The organism is uncultured Aureimonas sp., assembly GCF_913775355.1.
GTDB lineage: Bacteria > Pseudomonadota > Alphaproteobacteria > Rhizobiales > Rhizobiaceae > Aureimonas.
Genome location: NZ_CAJYIU010000336.1, coordinates 1 through 20,411 on the forward strand (window position 1 = coordinate 1; position 20,411 = coordinate 20,411).

Annotated in this window: 20 protein-coding genes, 1 tRNA gene and 1 pseudogene; 13 read left to right on the forward strand and 9 right to left on the reverse strand. The window is 66.8% G+C overall.

Annotated features, from left to right (window positions below):
• A pseudogene (locus QZ753_RS20850) lies at positions 1-237 on the forward strand (amino acid ABC transporter substrate-binding protein); the annotation flags it as partial.
• Between the two features lie 67 nt (positions 238-304).
• Here QZ753_RS20850 and QZ753_RS20855 read toward each other — a convergent pair.
• The 5 genes from QZ753_RS20855 to QZ753_RS20875 form a co-directional block, all read right to left on the reverse strand.
• Positions 305-646, reverse strand: a complete 342-nt coding sequence (locus QZ753_RS20855; RefSeq protein WP_294646560.1) for a DUF3140 domain-containing protein — start codon at positions 644-646, stop codon at positions 305-307.
• Between the two features lie 67 nt (positions 647-713).
• Entirely contained in the window at positions 714-1,994 is a 1,281-nt protein-coding gene (locus QZ753_RS20860; protein WP_294646562.1) for a branched-chain amino acid ABC transporter permease, read from the reverse strand.
• Positions 1,994-2,986: a branched-chain amino acid ABC transporter permease gene (locus tag QZ753_RS20865; protein ID WP_294646564.1), complete on the reverse strand. Its 993-nt coding sequence runs from the start codon at positions 2,984-2,986 to the stop codon at positions 1,994-1,996. Before QZ753_RS20865 ends, QZ753_RS20860 begins: the two co-directional genes overlap by 1 nt.
• Before the next feature lie 42 nt (positions 2,987-3,028).
• A complete protein-coding gene (locus tag QZ753_RS20870; protein WP_294646565.1) occupies positions 3,029-3,733 on the reverse strand; it encodes an ABC transporter ATP-binding protein in 705 nt (234 codons plus the stop codon).
• A complete protein-coding gene (locus QZ753_RS20875) occupies positions 3,730-4,533 on the reverse strand; it encodes an ABC transporter ATP-binding protein (RefSeq protein ID WP_294646566.1) in 804 nt (267 codons plus the stop codon). Before QZ753_RS20875 ends, QZ753_RS20870 begins: the two co-directional genes overlap by 4 nt.
• Before the next feature lie 221 nt (positions 4,534-4,754).
• Between QZ753_RS20875 and QZ753_RS20880 the strand changes: the two genes are divergently transcribed.
• The 7 genes from QZ753_RS20880 to QZ753_RS20910 all read left to right on the forward strand — a co-directional run bounded on the left by QZ753_RS20880 (position 4,755) and on the right by QZ753_RS20910 (position 10,531).
• Entirely contained in the window at positions 4,755-5,270 is a 516-nt protein-coding gene (locus QZ753_RS20880) for a flavin reductase (RefSeq protein WP_367171531.1), read from the forward strand.
• 43 nt (positions 5,271-5,313) lie between these two features.
• On the forward strand, positions 5,314-6,246 hold the full coding sequence (locus QZ753_RS20885; RefSeq protein WP_294646567.1) for a MoxR family ATPase: 933 nt from the start codon (positions 5,314-5,316) through the stop codon (positions 6,244-6,246).
• On the forward strand, positions 6,243-7,454 hold the full coding sequence (locus QZ753_RS20890) for a VWA domain-containing protein (protein ID WP_294646568.1): 1,212 nt from the start codon (positions 6,243-6,245) through the stop codon (positions 7,452-7,454). The genes QZ753_RS20885 and QZ753_RS20890 overlap by 4 nt, the downstream gene beginning before the upstream one ends.
• 10 nt (positions 7,455-7,464) lie before the next feature.
• Positions 7,465-7,785 (forward strand): XdhC family protein, encoded by a 321-nt coding sequence (locus tag QZ753_RS20895; protein ID WP_294646570.1) that lies wholly within the window; start codon positions 7,465-7,467, stop codon positions 7,783-7,785.
• Entirely contained in the window at positions 7,785-8,489 is a 705-nt protein-coding gene (locus QZ753_RS20900; protein WP_294646571.1) for an XdhC family protein, read from the forward strand. The genes QZ753_RS20895 and QZ753_RS20900 overlap by 1 nt, the downstream gene beginning before the upstream one ends.
• Positions 8,486-10,099 carry a molybdopterin-binding/glycosyltransferase family 2 protein gene (locus tag QZ753_RS20905; RefSeq protein WP_294646572.1) on the forward strand — a complete coding sequence of 538 codons (1,614 nt, stop codon included), beginning with the start codon at positions 8,486-8,488 and terminating at the stop codon, positions 10,097-10,099. Before QZ753_RS20900 ends, QZ753_RS20905 begins: the two co-directional genes overlap by 4 nt.
• Positions 10,100-10,246: 147 nt before the next feature.
• The gene (locus tag QZ753_RS20910; protein ID WP_294646574.1) at positions 10,247-10,531 is read left to right on the forward strand and encodes a hypothetical protein; all 285 of its coding nucleotides are present in this window, start codon (positions 10,247-10,249) and stop codon (positions 10,529-10,531) included.
• A 4-nt stretch (positions 10,532-10,535) separates the two neighbouring features.
• Here QZ753_RS20910 and radC read toward each other — a convergent pair whose 3' ends face one another.
• The 3 genes from radC to phaC form a co-directional block, all read right to left on the reverse strand.
• Complete coding sequence (gene radC, locus QZ753_RS20915) at positions 10,536-11,297, reverse strand: DNA repair protein RadC (protein WP_294646575.1); 762 nt, start codon at positions 11,295-11,297, stop codon at positions 10,536-10,538.
• Between the two features lie 7 nt (positions 11,298-11,304).
• Complete coding sequence (gene map, locus QZ753_RS20920) at positions 11,305-12,156, reverse strand: type I methionyl aminopeptidase (RefSeq protein WP_294646576.1); 852 nt, start codon at positions 12,154-12,156, stop codon at positions 11,305-11,307.
• An 86-nt stretch (positions 12,157-12,242) separates the two neighbouring features.
• Positions 12,243-14,069 carry a class I poly(R)-hydroxyalkanoic acid synthase gene (phaC, locus tag QZ753_RS20925; RefSeq protein WP_294646577.1) on the reverse strand — a complete coding sequence of 609 codons (1,827 nt, stop codon included), beginning with the start codon at positions 14,067-14,069 and terminating at the stop codon, positions 12,243-12,245.
• A gap of 173 nt (positions 14,070-14,242) precedes the next feature.
• Here phaC and QZ753_RS20930 point away from each other — a divergent pair, with 173 nt between their 5' ends.
• The 5 genes from QZ753_RS20930 to recJ all read left to right on the forward strand — a co-directional run bounded on the left by QZ753_RS20930 (position 14,243) and on the right by recJ (position 20,228).
• A complete protein-coding gene (locus QZ753_RS20930) occupies positions 14,243-14,656 on the forward strand; it encodes a hypothetical protein (protein ID WP_294646579.1) in 414 nt (137 codons plus the stop codon).
• 125 nt (positions 14,657-14,781) lie between these two features.
• Complete coding sequence (locus QZ753_RS20935; protein ID WP_294646581.1) at positions 14,782-15,996, forward strand: LL-diaminopimelate aminotransferase; 1,215 nt, start codon at positions 14,782-14,784, stop codon at positions 15,994-15,996.
• A 50-nt stretch (positions 15,997-16,046) separates the two neighbouring features.
• Positions 16,047-17,351 (forward strand): homoserine dehydrogenase, encoded by a 1,305-nt coding sequence (locus QZ753_RS20940; protein ID WP_294646583.1) that lies wholly within the window; start codon positions 16,047-16,049, stop codon positions 17,349-17,351.
• Between the two features lie 71 nt (positions 17,352-17,422).
• Positions 17,423-18,412, forward strand: a complete 990-nt coding sequence (gene glpX, locus QZ753_RS20945; protein ID WP_294646585.1) for a class II fructose-bisphosphatase — start codon at positions 17,423-17,425, stop codon at positions 18,410-18,412.
• A gap of 10 nt (positions 18,413-18,422) precedes the next feature.
• Positions 18,423-20,228 (forward strand): single-stranded-DNA-specific exonuclease RecJ, encoded by a 1,806-nt coding sequence (gene recJ / locus QZ753_RS20950; protein ID WP_294646590.1) that lies wholly within the window; start codon positions 18,423-18,425, stop codon positions 20,226-20,228.
• A 59-nt stretch (positions 20,229-20,287) separates the two neighbouring features.
• Here the strand turns inward: recJ and QZ753_RS20955 are convergent.
• Positions 20,288-20,362: transfer RNA gene (locus tag QZ753_RS20955), tRNA-Glu, on the reverse strand.
• Between the last annotated feature and the right edge of the window lie 49 nt (positions 20,363-20,411).

Consider the following 20,411-nt stretch of genomic DNA (forward strand, 5'->3'; position numbering starts at 1 on the left):
GGCGGTTCTCGCGAAGGTCTCAGCAAGGCGCTCCGCGAGGTCGCGTCCGCGCCGGGCGAGGTGATCCTGCCGGGCGAGTGGGCAAAGGCGAAGCAGCTGATCGAGGCCGGCACCGACATCAACTACGAAGGCGCTTCCGGCGCGCTCGAGTTCGACGCCAAGGGCGACGTGCCGGGCTCCTATGACGAGGTGACGGTCAAGGACGGCAAGATCGTGGTCGTCGGCCCCGCCATGTGAGGCGACCGCCCACTAGGCGATCAAGCGAAGGCCCCGGAGCTTCGGCTCCGGGGCCTTTCTTGTCAGATCAGTGCGTCTTCATGGGGTCGTGCCCCCAGTTCATCAGCGAATAGCGCCAGGGGGTGTCCTCGATCTCGCCCTTCGGCTTCTGCTTCATGTGGCGCTTGATGTAGCCGACCACCTTCTGCATGTGCTCGTACTCGGCGTCGGTGAGATCGGACTTCTTCATGCCCTTGATCTCGATGATCTCGCGGCCGGACTTGTGGCCGACCGACTCGCCCTTGCCGCCGGACTTCGCGCCCACCTCCTTGGACTCGTCGGTGCCGAGCCACTTCTCGATCTGCTTCGGCGTCATGTTCACGAGGTCTTTGAACTCGGCATAGACCTCGGCTCGCTTGTCGTCTTTCATGCGTGCGCTCCCGCTCTGGTTGCGCGCTGAACGACTCCTTCCTGTGGACGGTTCCTGTGAAAACCGTTCAGTTCGTGCGGCGTCGCTCCGGCAGGACGCCGTGCGGCGCGAAGCGCAGGACCAGCGTGATGGTGAGACCGATCACGAAGACACGCATCTGCAGCGCGCGGGAATCGAGGTCCGGCGGGGCAACCCAGCCGAAAAGGCTCTGCCCCCAGTCGCGCGCCAGCGAGAACACGGTGAGTGCCGCCGGCTCCGACATGGTCCACACGATGTAGACGAAGACAGCCCCGAAGATCGCGCCGCGATTGTTGCCGGCGCCCCCGAGGATCACCATCACCCAGATCAGGAAGGTGTGGTTGAGATCGACGAAACCCGAGGGGTCGAAGATCGACGTGAAATGGACGAGGATGGCGCCGCCGAGCCCCATCAGCATGGCGCCGAGCACGAAGATCTCCAGCCGCCGGCCGTCGACGTTCTTGCCCATCGAAGCAGCCGCCGCCTCGTTGTCGCGGATGGCGCGCATCATGCGGCCCCAGGGGGCGCGATAGGCACGCTCCATCAGGAGATAGACCAGAAGCAGGATGACCGCCGTCACCGCGAGATAGAGGCTCCGGCCCCATAGGAATCCGACCTCGGCCGGGGTCGGCACGGGCCAGGGCAGGGGCGAGACCGTCAGCGTGCCCCGGGTCAGCCAGTCGGCGTTCCGCAGGAACGTCTTGATGATCTGGGCGATGCCGAGCGTTGCGATGGCGAGATAGTCGGCGCGAAGACCGAGACAGATCTTGCCGATCACGAAGGCGATCGCACCGGCGACCACGCCCGCCGCCAGCCAGCCGACGCCGACCGGCAGGCCGAAGCCGCCGATGAAACCGGCCTCGGCTTCGATTGCGGTCGTCGCCGGATCGAACTTCGCGGTTACCAGCATGAAGGCGACGGCGCTGGCGATCACGGTCAGTGCGGTGACGAGCCCTTGCGGCAGACCGAGGCGGCGGGTCTGCGCAATCAGCCCGACGACGACGATCGCCCCGACGAGCCAGAGCAGCGCCTCGCCGAGCATCGGCGCCCCGCTCGATGCCCAGAACGCCTCGTTGACCGGGAAGGTCATCAACACCGAGGCGAACGCACCGGCGACGATGAAGCCCATGATGCCGACGTTGAAGAGACCGGCGTAACCCCATTGAATGTTCAGGCCGATCGCGATGATCGCGTAGGCGGCGGCCTCGACCAGCATGCGCGTGGCATAGGCCGAGCCTTGAAGCCAGAAGATCGCGGCGACGAGCCCCGCAAGGGCCAGGATCAGGACGAGCTCGCGGGCTCGGTTCGGGGGGGCGGTCTTGGCGCGCATCAGAAGACCCGGCCCTTGAAGATGCCCGTCGGCCGATAGATCAGCACAACGATCAGGATGAAGAACGGCACCACCAAGCGGTACTCAGTCGGCACGAAGGCGAGGTTGGCGGGGATTTCGACGCCGGCCGGGAGCAGCCACTGGAAGGGGCGCAGCAGCACCGACAGATTGAAGACCGACAGCGTTTCGGCAAAGCCGATGAGGTATCCGCCGGCGATGGCGCCGTAGGGCTGGCCGATGCCGCCGACGATCGTGGCCGCGAAGATCGGCAGCAGGATGTTGTAGGCGAGGTCGGGCTTCAACTGCACGTCCATGGCCAGCATCGTGCCGGCGATCGCCGCGAGCGAGCCGCCGATCACCCATGTCGCCTTCACCACCGTATCCAGCGGAATGCCGGTGACGCGCGCGAGGTCGGGGTTGTCCGACACCGCGCGCATCGCCTTGCCGAGGCGCGAGCGCGTCAGGAACAGGTGAAGCGCCACCACCGATACGACCGTCAGAATGATCAGCGCCAGCTGCGGCTCGGTGATGACGATCGGACGGCCGCCCGTCGGGATGCGGAAGATCTGCTTCGGCGCCTCGAGGAACATGTCGCGCGAGCCCGTGCCGCCGAAGAGGCGGATCAGGCCCTGCAGCATGAGCGCCACGCCGATCGAGGCCATCACCATCACGACCGGCCGTGCCCCCCGGTCTCTCAGCGGCTTGTAGAAGGCCTTGTCGAGCCCGATCGCGAAGACCGAGGTCAGGAGCATGACCACTGGCAGAAGCGCCAGAGCCAGAGGGATCGGCAACGAGATGCCGAACGCCGCGCACAGGCTCGCCAGCATGAACGCGAAGAACGCGGCCGCCGTCATCATGTCGCCATGCGCGAAATGAGCAAAGCGCAGGATGCCGAATATCAGCGTCACGCCGACAGCGCCGAGCGCATAGATCGAGCCGATGATGAGCCCGCCCAGGACACCGCGGTTGATGAAGAAGACTAGCTCGTCCAAGGGATTGTCTCGAAGAGTTCGATCGGAGGGCGAGGGGGCGCGTCAGCCGCCCAGGAAGGATTTGGCCACATCGGGGTCGGCCAGGAGCGCCGCGCCCGTGTCGGTAAAGCGGTTTCGCCCGCCAGCCAGGACGAACCCCTTATGGGCAATGCCGAGCGCCTGCTTGGCATTCTGCTCGACCATGGCGACCGTGACGCCGGACGCGTTGACGGCCAGGATCCGGTCGAAGATCTCGCTCATGTAGCGGGGCGAAAGACCGGCCGTCGGCTCATCCAGCAGGATCAGCTTCGGGTCGATCATCAGCGCGCGGCCGACCGCCACCATCTGGCGCTGACCGCCCGACAATTCGCCCGCGGGCTGCCTGCGCTTGTCCTTCAGCGGTGGGAAGATGTCGTACACACGATCCAGAAGGCCCGACACGTCGTCGCGCCGGACATAGGCGCCCATTTCGAGGTTCTCGTGCACGCTCAACGTTCTGAAAACGTTGTGCTCCTGCGGAACGAACGCCATCCGCAGCGCGCTGAGGCTGTCGGTCGGGCGGTTCGTGATGTCCTGCCCGTCGAACGTCACCCGGCCCGACGACACGCGCAAGAGCCCGAAGATCGCCTTGAGGGTCGTCGACTTGCCGGCGCCGTTCGGCCCGACAATGACGCCGATCTCGCCGGCTTCGAGCGACAGGTTGACCCCGTTGAGGATCATCGCCTCGCCATATCCGGCGACGACGTTCTCGACCTTGAGGAGGCTCATGCTCCGGCTCCCGCGTTGGCCGTCGCATGGCCCGTGGGCGAGCCGCCGAAGTAGGCTTCGACGACCGCCTCGTCGGCCTGGATCTCCGCAAGCGTCCCCGTGCGCATCACCTCGCCGGCTGCCATCACGATCACCGGATCGCAGAGGCGGCCGATGAGGTCCATGTCGTGCTCGATCACGAAGAAGGTGTAGCCGCGTTCGGCGTTCAGGCGCTCAATGTTGGCGGCGATGTCGTTGAGGAGCGTCCGGTTCACACCGGCCGCGATCTCGTCGAGAAGCACGATCTTGGCATCCACCATCATCGTCCGCGCAAGCTCGACGAGCTTCTTCTGCCCACCCGACAGGTTGCCTGCGAGTTCATGCGCGACGTGCCCGATCTTGAGGAAGTCGATCACGTCCTCGGCGCGGTCGCGGACCCTGGCTTCGAACTCACGCACCTTCCGGCCGCGGAACCAGGCTTCCACGAGGTTTTCACCCGGCTGGCCGCCCGGCACCATCATCAGATTCTCGATCACGCTGAGATGCGAAAACTCGTGCGCGATCTGGAAGGTGCGCAGCAGGCCGCGATCGAACAGCTGGTGCGGCTTCAAACCCTGGATCTCCCGCCCCTCGAACAGAATCCGGCCGGAGGTCGGCGCCAGATTTCCGGCCACCATGTTGAAGAGGGTCGACTTGCCCGCGCCGTTCGGACCGATCAGTCCGGTGATGCCGCCCTCTTCCACGACCAACGAACAGCGATTGACCGCCGTGAAGCCGCCGAACCGGCGCGTTACGTCCCTGACCTCGAGGATCGGCGCCATATCGGCTTCCTATCGCATTGAAACGGTTCCCGAAGCGGCTGTCGAAGCCATGCCGGGGGAGCGGGCACGTCCTGAAGCCTCGCGGCAGCGATGTCAAACGCGTTGACGCTCGCGTCGCTCACGAACTCGAAAACTTTGGAGGCCTATGGTGCGCGCGCTCGGGTCGCGCCCCATGTTGAATGGGCGTCCCGCAAACGACGTGACAGCCCGAAGGACGGACCTTGCTTCTGACCCACGCCGAAATCGACCGAGCGGCCTTCCGCGAGGCCATGAGCCATTTCGCCGCTGCGGTGAGTCTGGTGACGACGGACGGTCCGGCGGGGCGGCGCGGTGTGACCGTGACCTCCGTCTGTTCCGTCTCCGACGATCCCGCGACGCTCCTCGTCTGCCTCAATCGGTCGAGCGCGGCAAACGCGCGCTTTGCAGAGAACGGCGTTTTCGCCGTGAATGTCCTGGCCGATCGCAGCGAACCGGTGGCGCGCGCCTTCGCCGGCGAAGGCAAGCTCGATCTCGACCAGCGGTTCGCATCCGGCCGATGGACCACGCTCGAGACCGGCGCCCCGATCCTCGAAGACTCGATCGTCTCGTTCGACTGCCGGATCCTTGAAAGCCGCACCGTCGCCACGCATCAGGTGACCATCGGACAGGTCGTCGGCCTATCGGTCCCTCGCGCCGGCCACAGTCTTCTCTACCGGGCGCGGCGCTATCACGCACTGCAGCATCTCGAACCCGAATGAAGTGGTTGTGACCCCGCCCGCATGGTCTATCTTCACACGGACCATGCAAGCGGACACCCACGCGTTGACCCAGATTCCCGGCAGCATCGACGAGACGCAGGCGCTTCTGTCAGATGGCGGCTACGTCGCCGATCGTTCCCTCGCGACGGTCCTGTTTCTGGCGCTGCGGATGCGGCGTCCGATCTTTCTCGAAGGCGAGGCGGGCGTCGGCAAGACGGAGATCGCCAAGGTTCTGGCCGAGCGTCTTGATCGGCCGCTGATCCGGCTCCAGTGCTACGAGGGGCTGGACGTCTCGACCGCACTCTACGAATGGAACCACGCGGCCCAGATGATCGAGATTCGCCTGCGAGAGGCGAGCGGCGATACGGAGCGCGACGCGATGCGCTCGGACATCTTTTCCGAACGGTTCCTGATCCGCCGTCCGGTCCTTCAGGCTCTGGAAGGGGCGCCGGGCCGCGCGCCCGTGCTGCTCATCGACGAGTTGGACCGTGCAGACGAAGCGTTCGAAGCATTCCTTCTGGAGGTCCTGTCCGACTTTCAGGTCACGATCCCCGAACTCGGCACCATTCGCGCCACCGAGGTCCCGATCGTGATCGTGACGACCAATCGGACACGCGAGATCCACGACGCGCTCAAGCGCCGCTGCCTCTATCACTGGCTCGACTATCCGGATGCTGCGCGGGAGTTGGAGATCGTGCGCCGCAAGGTGCCGACCGCGCCGGCAGACCTCAGCGCCGAACTGGTCGCCTTCGTTCAACGGCTCCGCGGACAGGACCTCTTCAAGGCGCCCGGCGTCGCCGAGACACTGGACTGGGCGACCGCATTGACCGAACTCGACGCCGTAGCTCTCGATCCGGAACTCGTCACCGACACGCTCGGCGTTCTCCTGAAGTACCAGGACGACATCGCCCGGATCGGCCGGGGCGAAGCGGACGAGATGCTGCGTTCGATCCGCCGGGAGCACGCCCTCGCATGATGGCCGGCGGCCACCTCGCCGACAACGTCGCGCATTTCGCGCGAGCGCTTCGGCGCGCGGGACTGCGCGTCGGCCCGGCGGATACGCTCGCGGCCATCGAGGCGATCCGGGCAGGCGGCATCGGCTCGCGCGACGATTTCTACTGGACGCTGCATTCGGTCTTCGTCACGCGGCGGGAGGACACGGCTGTCTTCGAAGAGGCATTCCGGCTGTTCTGGCGCTCGCGTCAGCTGGTCGAGCGGATGCTGGCGATGTTCTCCGCCAAGACCCCTGCCAAGACCGAACCGCCGGCGCCGAAGGCCGGCGCGCGGCGCGTGTCCGACGCATTGGAAGCCGCCGGTCGCTCCGCCCGGGTGGACGAGCGTCCGACGCTCGACATCGACGCAAGGCTGACCGTCTCGGCGGACGAAGTGTTCCGCGCCAAGGACTTTGCCCAGATGAGCGTGGCGGAACTCGCCGAAGCCCGCGCTGCGATCCGGCGCATGGTCTCGCCTGACGATCATGTGGCCTCGCGCCGGTATCGATCATCGAACCACGGCCGGCGCTTCGATGCGCGGCGCACGCTGCGGGCGTCGATCCGCTCCGGCGGGGACCTGATCCTCCCGCAATTCCGGGACGTGCGCAGCGTCCTGCCGCCACTGGTGGTCATCGCCGACATCTCCGGCTCCATGAGCCAATACAGCCGGGTGATGCTGCACTTCATGCACGCCATGTCGGCGAATCGCTGGGTGCGGGCATTCCTGTTCGGCACAAGGCTGACGCCGGTCACCCGCCAGCTCGCGCAGAAGGACCCGGACGAAGCGGTCGCCGCCTGCAGCAGCCTCGTGCAGGACTGGTCCGGCGGCACGCGCATCGGCGCGGCGCTCGAAGACTTCAATCGCCGCTGGTCGCGAAGGGTCCTGTCCGGTGGCGCGGTCGTGCTTCTGGTGACCGACGGGCTGGAGCGGGACGACATGGACCGGCTCGCCCGCGAGACCGACCGGCTGCACCGCTCCTGCCGGCGACTGATCTGGCTCAACCCGCTCCTTCGGTTCGACGGCTTCTCCGCGCGGGCTCGCGGCGTGCGCGCGCTGCTGCCTCATGTCGACGAATTTCGGTCGGCGCACTCGCTGGAATCGCTCGCCGACCTGTGCGCTGCGCTCTCGCGGGCTCGGGCAGGCCGCGAGACCGATCCACGCACATGGCTGAAGGCGGACGTGGCGGCATGAGGGTACGGCGATGAACGATGCGACGGACATTCTCGGCACCGCGGAACGCTGGGCCGGAGAAGGACGGCGGCTGGCGCTCGCGACGGTGATCGAGACTTGGGGCTCGGCGCCGCGCCCCGTCGGCAGTCATCTCGTGATCGACGAGGAGGGTGGGTTTGAAGGCTCCGTGTCGGGCGGCTGCGTCGAAGGCGCGGTGATCGCCGAAGCGCTGGATGTGATTGCGAGCGGCGAGCCGAGGATGCTGGAGTTCGGCGTGGCCGACGAGACGGCGTGGCAGGTCGGCTTGTCCTGCGGCGGGCGTATCCGCGTGTTCGTCGAGCGCGTAGGCTGATGCGCGCCGAGCTTCTCCAGACGTTGAACGCCGAACGTGCGGCCCGCCGCGGGTGTCTCGTTCTCACGGACCTCGGCTCCGGGACGCAGAGGCTGGTGCACGAGAACGAGGCGGAAGCCGAGGGTGAGGCGGTGGTCCGGGCTCTTCGCGCCGGGCGGTCCGGGCTGGTCGAGGGGACGCAGACCTTCCTCAACGTCTATCTGCCGCCCCCTCGGATCGTCGTCATCGGTGCGGTCCATATCAGTCAGGCGCTTGCACCGATGGCCGTACTCGCTGGCTTCGATATCGCGATCATCGACCCGCGCACCGCCTTCGCAACGCCGGAACGCTTTCCCGCCGTCGCTCTTGAGGCCGATTGGCCGGAAGACGTGCTGAAAGGGATGCCGCTCGACGCCTACACGGCGCTGGTCGCGGTGACGCACGATCCGAAGATCGACGATCACCCGCTGATCGAGGCGCTTCGGGTCGGCTGCTTCTACGTCGGCGCCCTTGGAAGCCGGAAAACGCATGCGCGTCGTGTGGAGCGGCTTGTCGCTGCCGGCGTGCCGCAGCACCGAATCGACCGGATCGAGGCGCCGATCGGCGTCGATATCGGTGCCTCGACGCCAGCCGAGATCGCGGTGGCGATCCTTGCGTCCGTCATCGCAGCGTTCCGCGGTCGCAAGATGCACGCGGAGCGGCGGGGCGAGGCGGCAGGCGCATGAAATTCGGCCCCGTGCCGTCGGCGGACGCCGAAGGCGCCCTGCTCGCCCACGCCCTGACGGTCGGGCAGCGTCGGCTCTTGAAAGGCCATCGACTGACCCAGAATGACGTTCGCTCGCTTCTGCAAGCCGGTTTTGCCGAGGTGATCGTCGCGAGATTGTCGCCGGACGACGTTGCGGAGAATGATGCGGCGGAGCGGATCGCCCGCGCACTCGCCTCGAACGGCATCGCCGTGGCACCGCCCGGAACCGGTCGCGCCAACCTTCATGCGGAAGCGCCCGGCCTGCTGCTGCCGGATCGTGCGCTGATCGATGCCGTCAACCGTATCCACGCGGGGATCACCTTGGCGACACTCGCCGAGTTCGCGCCGGTCGAGGCGCATCGCATGGTGGCGACGGTCAAGATCATTCCGCTGGCCGTGCCGGGCGGGGCGGTCGATGAGGCTGAGCGCGTCTTGGCCGGCGGCACGGCGCTGCGTCTTGCGCCGTTTCGTGGGCGCGGCGTCGGTCTGATCCAGACCGAGCTGCCGACCGTCAAGCCCGCGACACTCGACAAGACGCGTCGCGTTCTCGAAGGGCGGCTGGCGGCATCCGGCTCGACGCTGCTGCGCGAGGCTCGATCGTCGCACGAGGAACGGGCTTTGTCCGAGTGTCTTCTCGAGGCCGAGCCCAATGAAGCGATGACGATCGTCTTCGGTGCGTCGGCCGTGATCGACGAGGCAGACGTCGTGCCGGCAGCGATACGGCGAGCGGGCGGCGAGGTGATACATCTCGGGATGCCGGTCGATCCCGGCAATCTTCTTCTGCTCGGGCGGATCGGCTCCCGTACCGTGCTCGGCGCCCCCGGCTGCGCGCGAAGCCCCGTCGACAACGGTTTCGACTGGATTCTCAATCGCCTGATGGCAGACCTTGAGGTCGGGCGCGAAGACATCGTCGGGCTCGGCGTCGGGGGGTTGCTGATGGAAATCGTGACACGTCCGCAGATGCGCGAGGAGGTCCTCCCGGCGCGGACGACCGGACGTCGCATCCATGCTCTGGTTCTGGCGGCAGGACGATCCAGCCGCATGGGCGGACCGAACAAGCTGCTGGCTCGCTTCGACGGCGTTCCGCTCGTTCGGCGAACCGTCGAAATCGCACGGGCGAGCCGCGCGTCCGGCGTTACGGTGGTGACGGGTCACATGGCCGAGGCGATCGCGGCGGCGCTCGACGAAGCCGGCGCCCGGTTGCTCGACAACCCCCACTATGCCGACGGCCTATCGACGTCCCTGAAACGCGGCTTCGCGGCTGCAGCCGCAGATGCGGACGGCGTTCTCGTGCTCCTTGCCGACCAGCCGCTTCTGACGAGCGACGACCTCGACCGGATGATCGAGGCCTTCCAGCCTGCCGGTGTCGGATCGATCGTCCTGGCGACCGACGATGGCCGCCGGGCGAATCCGGTTATCCTGTCGAAAGCATTTGCGGCGGCAATTTCGACGATCGAGGGGGACGTCGGCGCCCGGGCGATCGTGCAATCGAGCACCGAACTGGTGCGGGAGGTCGAGATCGGCCGGGCCGCATCGCTCGACGTGGACACGCCGGACCTCATGCGCGAAGCCGGCGGTGTCTGGGAATAGCCGCGGCGCTGCCTTCAAATGTCGCTCTGCGCTGCGGTGGCGATTTTCGCGCCACGCCGGACGGTGCGCTTAAGGCTTCGTTAAGCATCCGGGCGCAGCCTTGAGGTCGAGGGCCGCTTCCTCGGCCCCGATGCAGAAGGAGCCGACATGCCTGCCGCACGTACGCCCGATCCGCAGTTCCTGAAGATGCTGTCCGGCTACGGCCTGACGTTCGCGGAAATCCTCTACCGCATGCCGGATCACCCGGCCTTTCTCCAGACCTTCTCCTGGCAGTTCGACGATATCGCGCCGGACTATCCGCGCTTGCGTCGCTTCCTCGCGCATTGGGAGCGGGACGTGGAGGCGACAATCCACTCGGTCCGCGTGATGCACCAAGGGTTGATCCAGCCGCGCGAGATCAAGCTCGTGAGCGAGGTCGGTTACCTCAACTGACGCGTCAGATCAGGCTTTCGGCGCGGAAACTGAAATGGCCGTTGCGGCCGATGATGACGTGGTCGTGGATCTTGATGCCGAGCGCCTCGGCGACATCGACCAGCGTCTTCGTCATCTCGATATCGGCGCGAGATGGGCTGGGGTCGCCTGACGGGTGGTTGTGGACGAGGACGAGCGCGCTCGCCGACAGGGCGAGGGCGCGGCCCATCACCTCGCGCGGATAGACCGGCGTGTGGTTGACCGTGCCGACCTGCTGCACCTCGTCGGCGATGAGGGCGTTCTTGCGATCGAGGAAGAGGATGCGGAACTGCTCGCGCGTCTCGTGCGCCATGACGGCGTGGCAGTAGTCGAGGACCGCCGACCATGACGACAGCATTTCACGTCCGCGGATCGAGGCGCGGAACGCTCTCTGATTGACGGCGGTGACGATCCGAAGATCGAGCGCCGTGGCGGCTCCGATGCCGTCGATCTCCGTCAGCAGTTCGGCGGGCGCGTTCAAGACGTCGGACAGCGTCCCGAAGCGCTTCAGGAGGGCCTTCGCGACCGGCTTCGTGTCGCGGCGCGGGATGAAGCGGAACAGAAGGAGTTCGAGGAGTTCGTAGTCGGCCAGCGCGTCGGGCCCCGCCGAGGTGAAGCGCTCGCGCAGCCGATCGCGGTGCCCGTCGTGATCCTTCGGAGCCCCGCGCGGTTTCGGGAGAGGCAGTTCGACGGCACCGGCCCAATCGGGCTGCGGCGCTTCCTTCAGGCCGTCGTCCCCCTCCGCCATGATCCGCTCAGGCCTGCGCTTTGGCCCAGGCCGAAGCGGGAAAGCCCGGCATGTCCTGACCGCTAAGAGACCGCGTGAAGACCTCGCAGCCCGTCTCGGTCACGCCCACGGTGTGCTCGTACTGCGCCGAGAGCGAGCGGTCGCGCGTGACGGCGGTCCAGCCGTCGGCGAGCACCTTCACGTGCGGGCGCCCGAGATTGATCATCGGCTCGATGGTGAAGATCATGCCGGGGCGCATCTCGACGCCTTCGCCGCGACGACCGTAGTGCAGGATGTTCGGCGCGTCGTGGAACAGGCGGCCGATCCCATGACCGCAGAAGTCCCGAACGACCGAGCAGCGTTCGCCCTCGGCATAGGCCTGGATCGCGGCGCCGATGTCACCGACGTGGTTGCCTGGCTTCACCGCCTCGATGCCGATCAGGAGCGAGCGATAGGTGATCTCGCACAGCCGCTCGGCCGCGCGCTTGATCTGCCCGACCGGATACATCCGCGACGTGTCGCCGTAGTAGCCGTCGAGGATCAGGGTGACGTCGATGTTGACGATGTCGCCTTCGCGCAGCGGCTTGTCGTTGGGAATGCCGTGGCAGACGACATGGTTGATCGAGGTACAGACGTTCTTGGTGTAGCCGCGATAGTTCAATTGCGCGGGCAGCGCGCCGTGATCGCAGGTGAACTCGAAGACGAACCGGTCGATCTCGTTGGTCGTGATGCCCGGCTTCACGATCCCGGCCAGTTGGTCCAGCACCTCCGCCGAAAGCCGGCTGACGCGGCGCATGCCCTCGAAGGCCTCCGCGTCGTAGAGCCGGATGGAACCGGTGTTGCGGAGGGGATTGGCTTCGGCTTCGAGGTAGACTGTCATGATTGCAGCGATGCGTGCCCGCGACGGGAGAGAAAGAGCTTGTGCGTGATGTCGCACCGATAACGTATCGCTTCAAGCCCGGCCGGTCATTGGCGGACGTATCGGCCCGGCGCGTCCTCGATCACCGGCAAGCCGTTGGCGCCGGGTTCGCGGGCCGGCACGCGCTCGCTCGATTGCGCCTCCAACCATGCCTGCCAATGCGGCCACCAGGACCCTTTCGTCTCGCGCGCCTGGCGCCACCAGTCGTCGAACGACAGGTCCCGCGAGGGTGAGGGTCCGCCCCAGAACTGATACTTGTTCTTGGCTGGCGGGTTGACGACGCCCGCGATGTGACCCGAGCCGGAAACGACGTAGGTGACCGGCGCACCCAGCGCCTGGCTGCCCTCGTAGACGCTGAGGGCCGGCGCGATGTGGTCTTCCTTTGTGGCGAGGTTGTAGACGGGCAGGGTGATGGTCGACAGGTCGAGCGTCACGCCGCCGATCTCCATCATGCCGCGCGACAGCCGGTTCTCGAGATAGCAGTTGCGCAGGTAGAAGAGGTGGTTGGCCTTCGCCATGCGCGTGGCGTCGGCGTTCCAGAACAGGAGATCGAAGGGCAGGGGTTCCTTGCCCTTCAGGTAGTTGTTGACGAAGTACGGCCAGATCAGATCGCCCGACCGGAGAAGGTTGAAGGCCGTCGCCATCTGAGAGCCGTCGAGATAGCCCTTCTCCATCGTGCGCTCGATCTCGGCAAGCTGGCCCTCGTCGACGAAGACCTTGAGATCGCCAGAGTGCTTGAAGTCGATCTGCGTCGTCAGGAACGTGACCGAAGCGATCCGGTCGTCTCCGCGAGCCTTGAGATAGGGAAGCGAGGCGGCGAGCAGCGTCCCGCCGACGCAGTAACCCACCATGTTGACCTCGCGCTCGCCGGTCGCCTGCTCCACCGTATCGAGCCCGAAGGCGATGCCCTCGTCGATGTAGTCCTTCCAGCTCCGATCGGCGTGGGTTTCCGTCGGGTTCACCCACGAGATGACGAAGACCGTGTGGCCTTGTTCGACCATCCAGCGGATGAACGATTTTTCCGGGTTCAGGTCGAGGATGTAGAACCGGTTGATCCAGGGCGGCGAGATCAGGATCGGACGCTTGAAGACGGTTTCCGTCTGCGGTGTGTATTGCAGGATCTGACAGACCTCGTTTTCGGCGACCACCTTGCCGGGCGTCATCGCGAGGTTTTTCCCGACCGCGAACTTCGTCGGATCGGACTGGCGCAGCTTCAGCTGGCCTTTGCCGGTCATCATGTCCTCGGCGAACATGCGCATGCCGCGCACGAGGTTCTCGCCGTTCTGCTCGACCGTCTCGCGATAGAGCTCGGGGTTGGTGAGGACGAAGTTGGAGGGCGAGATCGCGTTGGCGATCTGCTTCACGTAGAATGCGGCCTTCTGGCGTGTGTGCGGGTCAAGGCCATCGGACCGCTCGACCAGCATGTTCGCCCAGTCCGAGGTTATGACGTAGGCCTCCTTCAGGAAACCGAAGAAGAGATTGCGGCTCCAGTCCTCGTGCGTGAAGCGCTTGTCGGGTCGGCCGGTCGGGGCCTCCGCCGCCGGGGGCGCGCCGGACGCCTTGCGGATCGAGTCCGCCCACAGCCCCATGAACCGCATCATCAGCGCGCTCTGCGCCTCCAGCGAGCGCGCGGGGTCGGTCAGCCAGTACTCGCCGACACGCGAGAGCGTCGCGACCATGTCGGAATAGCTGAGCGGTCCGTCCTTGATCTCGCCACGCTCGCGCGGCTCGACCCAGGCGGATGCGGCCTTGCCGACCTGCTCCAGCATCCGCGCCATGTTGCGCGCGAAGGCTTCGGGATCCCGCACCGCATAATCCGAGAAGGAGGGCATCTCCCCGGCGGGGGTGTCGGTCGTGGATGTCGATTCCGCCATGGCCGGTCCTCCTTGCTCGTCCCTTAAAGCATTATGTCGCCGCCACGACAGCGGCGTGAAGCGTCTTGCGCCGGACTTTCGTCGCCGCGCCGCAACATCGGGATGCGCCGCAACGCGCCATTCCCAAGCCGAAATCCTTCGGTTAAGAAGGTCGCGTTCGGGGGAAGGCCTTCATGATCTTGGGTATGCGAGCGGTGCGATCGACGGTGACGAGCCTCGTGCTCGTGCTGAGCCTGTCCGCATGCCAGTCGTTCCTCCCGCGCGACGAGACGCCGGTGACCCTTCCGCCGCTCGCTGCCGCGCCCGGCGTATCGTCGTCCGGCCAGAAGCTCGACGAAAACGGCTATCCGATCATCGGCCGCATGCCGCGCGCAGCAAAGCCGCAGGCGACCGACGAAGCCGTCAAGCAGACCGAGCAGCGCTATGCCAACGCGGGCGCGCGGGCGCCTGGCAATTCCGAAGCCTCCTACCGCCGCGACGTGTCGGAACTCGAAGCGATCGCCGCGAGCCAACGGGCGGAAGCGGACAGGGTGCTGGCGACAAGCGCGGCGCCGGCGGACGCGGCAGCCATCAGCCGGGCGCAGTAGAGCGCCGCCGACCGCCAGAAGCGGTCGATGCGCCCGGCTCCAGCGGACGCTCAGCGACTGAGCCCGTTCGGCTGCCGGTCCTTGCCGCCAGCCCATTTCATGCGTCCAGCCGAAGGCCCGCATCCATGAGCGAAGAATATCACAAGATCCGCCGCCTCCCGCCTTACGTCTTCGAGGAGGTCAACAAGAAGAAGGCGGCCGCGCGCGCCCGCGGCGTCGACATCATCGACCTCGGCATGGGCAATCCCGACCTGCCGACGCCGAAGTTCGTGGTCGACAAGCTGTGCGAGGCGATCCGCGATCCGCGCACGCACCGCTACTCCGCTTCGAAGGGCATCGCGGGACTGCGCCGCGCACAGGCCGCCTACTACGAGCGGCGCTTCGGAGTGAAGCTGAACCCGGACACCCAGGTCGTCGCGACGCTGGGCTCCAAGGAAGGTTTCGCCAACATGGCCCAGGCGATCACGGCGCCGGGCGATGTCGTGCTGTGCCCGAACCCGACCTATCCGATCCATGCCTTCGGCTTCCTGATGACGGGCGGCACGATCCGCTCGATTCCGGCCAAGCCCGACGAGGACTTCCTGCGCGCGATCGACCGGGCCGTGCGTCACTCGATCCCCAAGCCGATCGCGATCATCCTCAACTATCCGTCGAACCCGACCGCCTACGAGGCGGATCTCGACTTCTACGCCGAGGTCGTGAAGTTCGCGAAGGAGAACGAGATCGTCATCCTGTCCGATCTCGCCTACTCCGAAATCTTCTTCGACGGTGCGCCGCCGCCCTCCGTGCTGCAGGTGCCCGGCGCGATGGACGTGACGGTCGAGTTCACCTCGATGTCCAAGACCTTCTCTATGCCCGGCTGGCGCGTCGGCTTCGCGGTCGGCAACGAGCGCCTCATTTCGGCTCTGGCGCGGGTTAAGTCTTATCTCGACTACGGCGCCTTCACGCCGATTCAGGTGGCGGCGACCGCGGCGCTCAACGCGGGCGACGCCGCGATTGAGGAGGTGCGTTCCGTCTATCGCCATCGTCGCGACGTGCTGGTCGAATCGTTCGGGCGTGCGCACTTCGATGTCCCGCCTCCGTCCTCGACCATGTTCGCATGGGCGCCTATTCCCGAGCGCTTCCGCTACATGGGCTCGCTGGAGTTCTCGAAGCTCCTGATCGAGAAGGCCGATGTCGCGGTCGCGCCGGGCATCGGCTTCGGCGAATATGGCGACGAGTACGTGCGCATCGCCCTCGTCGAGAACGAGCATCGTATCCGTCAGGCGGCGCGCAACATTCGCCGCTTCCTTGCGTCGGGCAACGATCCAGTTCAAAAGGCGGCATCTGCGGACGCTTGAGGCCGGTCGGCCCGGCGTCCCCTTCCGACGATCAAGGTTCAAGGACAGCCATGGATAGCCCGCTGCGGATCGGCTTGGCCGGATTGGGAACGGTGGGCGCCTCGCTCGCCCGCCTTCTGTCGACCCGGGCGCAGACCTATGCGCTGCGGGCCGGGCGGCCGATCGAGATCGTCGCCGTCTCCGCTCGCGACCGCTCGCGCGATCGCGCAGTCGACCTGTCCGCCATGGCCTGGTTCGACGATCCGGTGGACCTCGCCTCGAAGGCCGAGATCGATCTCTTCGTCGAACTCGTCGGCGGATCGGAAGGGGCAGCGCTCGCCTGCGTCAAGGCGGCGCTGCACCGGGGCATCCCGGTCGTCACCGCCAACAAGGCGCTGCTCGCGCACCACGGCGTCGAACTCGCCAAGCTCGCCCAGAAAAAGGGCGCGACGATCTTCTTCGAGGCGGCGGCGGCCGGCGGTATTCCGATCATCAAGACGATGCGCGAGGCGTTGCGCGGCAACGCCGTCCACCGCGTCTACGGCATCCTCAACGGCACCTGCAACTACATGCTGACGCGCATGGAAAAGGAGGGCATCGCCTTCGACGACTGCCTCGCCGACGCCCAGCGCCTCGGCTACGCGGAAGCCGATCCCACCTTCGACATCGGCGGCTTCGATGCCGCGCACAAGCTCGCACTCCTGACCTCGCTCGCCTTCGGCTGCGAGATCGACCTCGATTCGATCTTCATCGAGGGTATCTCGTCCGTGACGAACGCCGACATCGAGGCGGCGGCCGAGCTCGGCTATCGCATCAAGCTGCTAGCGGTCGCGCAACGCACCGACAGCGGCATCGAGCAGCGCGTCCATCCGACGATGATCCCCGCGCACTCCGCACTGGCGCAGGTCGACGGCGTGACCAACGCGGTGGCGGTCGATACCGATCTCCTCGGCTCGATCCTGCTGGTCGGACCGGGCGCCGGCGGCAACGCGACGGCGTCCGCCGTTCTGTCCGACGTCCTCGACATGGCGCAGGGCGTTCGCATGCCGACCTTCGCGGTCGATGCGAAGCAACTCGCGCCCTACAAGCGGGCCCGCATGCGTGCCCACGAGGGCGGCTATTACATCCGTCTCACCGTGGCGGATCGCGTCGGCGCCTTCGCCTCGATCGCGCGGCGGATGGCCGAGAACGACATTTCGCTGGAGTCGATCGTCCAGCGCAAGCGGGACGGGCAGGATGCGAGCGATACGGCGCCCGTCATCCTGATCACGCACGAGACCACCGAGGCGGCTGTCAAGAAGGCGCTGGACGCGGTCTCGAAGGACGGTCACCTGAAGGAAGCGCCCCGCATGATCCGGATCGAGGCGCTGGACTAATCGCAAGGGGCGAGGACGGCCGCCGCCTGCGCGACGTATGTCGCCCGGCGGCCAGGAATGGCGATACCACGATGGACAGCGACGTTTCCAAGGGTTCCGATCCGCTCGACCGGGTTCTGTCCGTCGAGATCGCCCGCGTCACGGAGCGGGCGGCCGCCGCTGCCGCCAGGCTTCGCGGCCGGGGCGACGAGCGCGCGGCCGACCAGGCAGCCGTCGACGCGATGCGGACCGAACTGCAGGCCATGTCCATTGACGGAACCGTGGTGGTTGGCGAGGGAGAGCGCGACGACGCGCCGATGCTCTTCGTCGGCGAGCGACTTGGGCAGGGCGGCCCGCCGGTCGATCTCGCGCTCGACCCGCTCGAGGGGACGACGATCTGCGCCAAGAGCCTACCCAACGCGCTGACCGTCATCGCGATCGCGGCGCGGGGATCGCTGCTGGTGGTGCCCGACGTCTACATGGAGAAGATCGCGATCGGTCCGGGCTATGCCGAGGGGATTGTCGGGCTCGACCGAACACCCCGTGAGAACATCGAGGCCCTGGCTCGCGCGAAGGGCGTTCCGGTCGATCATATCACCGCCTGCATCCTCGATCGCCCCCGCCATGCCAAGCTCATCGAAGAGATTCGCGCCACCGGCGCTGCCATCCGCCTGATCGGCGACGGTGACGTCGCCGGCGTGATCCACACGACGGACCCCGACAGCACGGGGATCGACATCTACATGGGCATCGGCGGCGCGCCGGAAGGCGTGCTCGCGGCAGCGGCGATCCGCTGCACCGGCGGCCAGATCCAGGGCCGGCTGCAGCTGAATACGGGCGAAAAGCGCAACCGGGCCGACAAGCTCGGCCTCACCGATCCGGAGCGCATCTATCGCCTGTCGGACATGGTTCGGGGCGAGGTGATCTTCGCCGCGTCGGGCGTCACCGACGGCAATCTTCTCGACGGTGTGCGGTTCTACGCCAATCGGACCGTGACCCATTCGCTGGTCATGGACTCGCGCAACGGCACGATCCGCGACATGCGCACGCGCCACCTCGCGCCCACGATCGCCGGCAGCTGACGCATTTCCGATCGCCCGAATGCCTGATCCGAAGCGGACCTTTCTCGGCGTCGAGCGCTCCGTCGGCGGCCGGCGCTGGATTCACGCGCTCGACCCGCGGGCCGAAGCCGCATCCGCGCGAATGGCGCAGCTTTCGGGCATGCCCGATCTCGTGGCCCGCGTTCTGGCCGCGCGCGGCGTGGCGCCGGACGCCGCCGCGGAGTTTCTCCTCCCCACCATTCGCGACCTGATGCCGGACCCGTCCTCGCTGACCGCGATGGATGCGGCCGCCACACGCATTGCCGATGCCGTCGAGCGGCGCGAGACGGTGGCCGTGTTCGGTGACTACGATGTCGACGGTGCGGCGTCGGCGGCCCTCGTCCACCGCTACTTCGCTCATTTCGGCCTGCGCTGCGACATTCGGATCCCCGACCGCGTCACCGAAGGCTACGGCCCGAACGCAAAGGCCCTGGCCGACCTCTCGAACGCCGGGGCGACCCTCATCGTCACCGTCGATTGCGGCTCGACCAGCCTCGAAGCGCTGGCGGACAGTGCGGCACGCGGCATCGACGTCGTCGTTCTCGATCACCATCAGGTCGGCACCGAGCTTCCGCCTGCCTTCGCCATCGTCAATCCGAACCGGCAGGACGACCTTTCGGGACAGGGACACCTCTGCGCCGCCGGCGTCGTTTTCCTGACGCTCGTCGCCGTCTCCCGCGAACTGCGGCGCCGTGGACGCTCGGCGTCCGATCTCCCGGACCTCCTCGGCGACCTCGATCTCGTCGCCCTTGCGACCGTCTGCGACGTCGTGCCACTCGTCGGCTTCAACCGCGCGCTCGTGGTGCGGGGACTGGACGTCCTGCGGGCGCGCCGGAATCCGGGCCTGCGGGCATTGGCGGAGGTCGCGAGACTTCAGGGGCCGGTAGAGGCCTTCCACCTCGGCTTCCTTCTCGGACCGCGCATCAACGCGGGTGGACGGATCGGCGACGCGGCGTTGGGAAGCCGCCTTCTGACGCTGCGCAGCGAGACGGAGGCTCGCGACATCGCGGGCGAACTCGAACTCCTCAATGCCGAGCGACAGGCGATGGAGCGCGAGATGCTCGCCGAGGCCGAGCAGGAGATCCACGCCGAGATCGGCACCGGAGAGGGGCCACCGATCCTCGTGGTGGGCCGATCGACCTGGCACCCGGGGATCGTCGGGCTGATCGCAGCTCGCCTCAAGGAGCGGTTCGGACGACCGGCCTTTGCGATCTCATTCGATGCGGGCGGGCGCGGGACGGGCTCGGGCCGCTCGATCGCCGGTTTCGACATCGGGCGCTTCGTGCGCGAGGCGGTCGCGGAGGGCATCCTCATCAAGGGCGGCGGGCACGCCATGGCCGCGGGTTTGACAATCGACCGGTCCATGCTCGCCGATTTCCGTCTAAGAGCGGAGACGGTTGCCCGCTCGACGATCGACGCCCTGCGGGCCGAGGACACGCTGGCTATCGACGGCGCGCTCGCGGCCCGCGGCCTGACGCTGGAAATGATCCGAACGATCGAGAAGGCCGGACCTTTCGGCTCGGGGCACCCGGCGCCGATCCTCGCCATGCCCCGCCATCGTCTCGTGTCGTCGGGCACGGTCGGAACGGGCGGTCATATCCGTGCCACGCTGCGCGGCGCCGACGGGGCGACGACCTCAGCGATCGCGTTTCGGGCAGCCGGAACGCCGCTTGGCGACGCGCTGCTCGGCCGCCGGGGAGAGGACGTGCATCTGGCCGGCAACGTCTCGATCGACCGCTATCAGGGGAGCGAAAAGGTGACCTTCCGCATCGCGGATCTGGCGATCCCGACCATCTGAACGCCAATCGATAGCTCCAAACAAGGAGACGAGAGTCGAACAGATTTGAGGAAGGAAAGTGGTACGCCCGAGGGGAATCGAACCCCTCTCTCCACCGTGAAAGGGTGGCGTCCTAACCGATAGACGACGGGCGCGGACGAGTGGGTCTATACGGCGAGTCGCTTTGGCGTGCAACCCGAAATC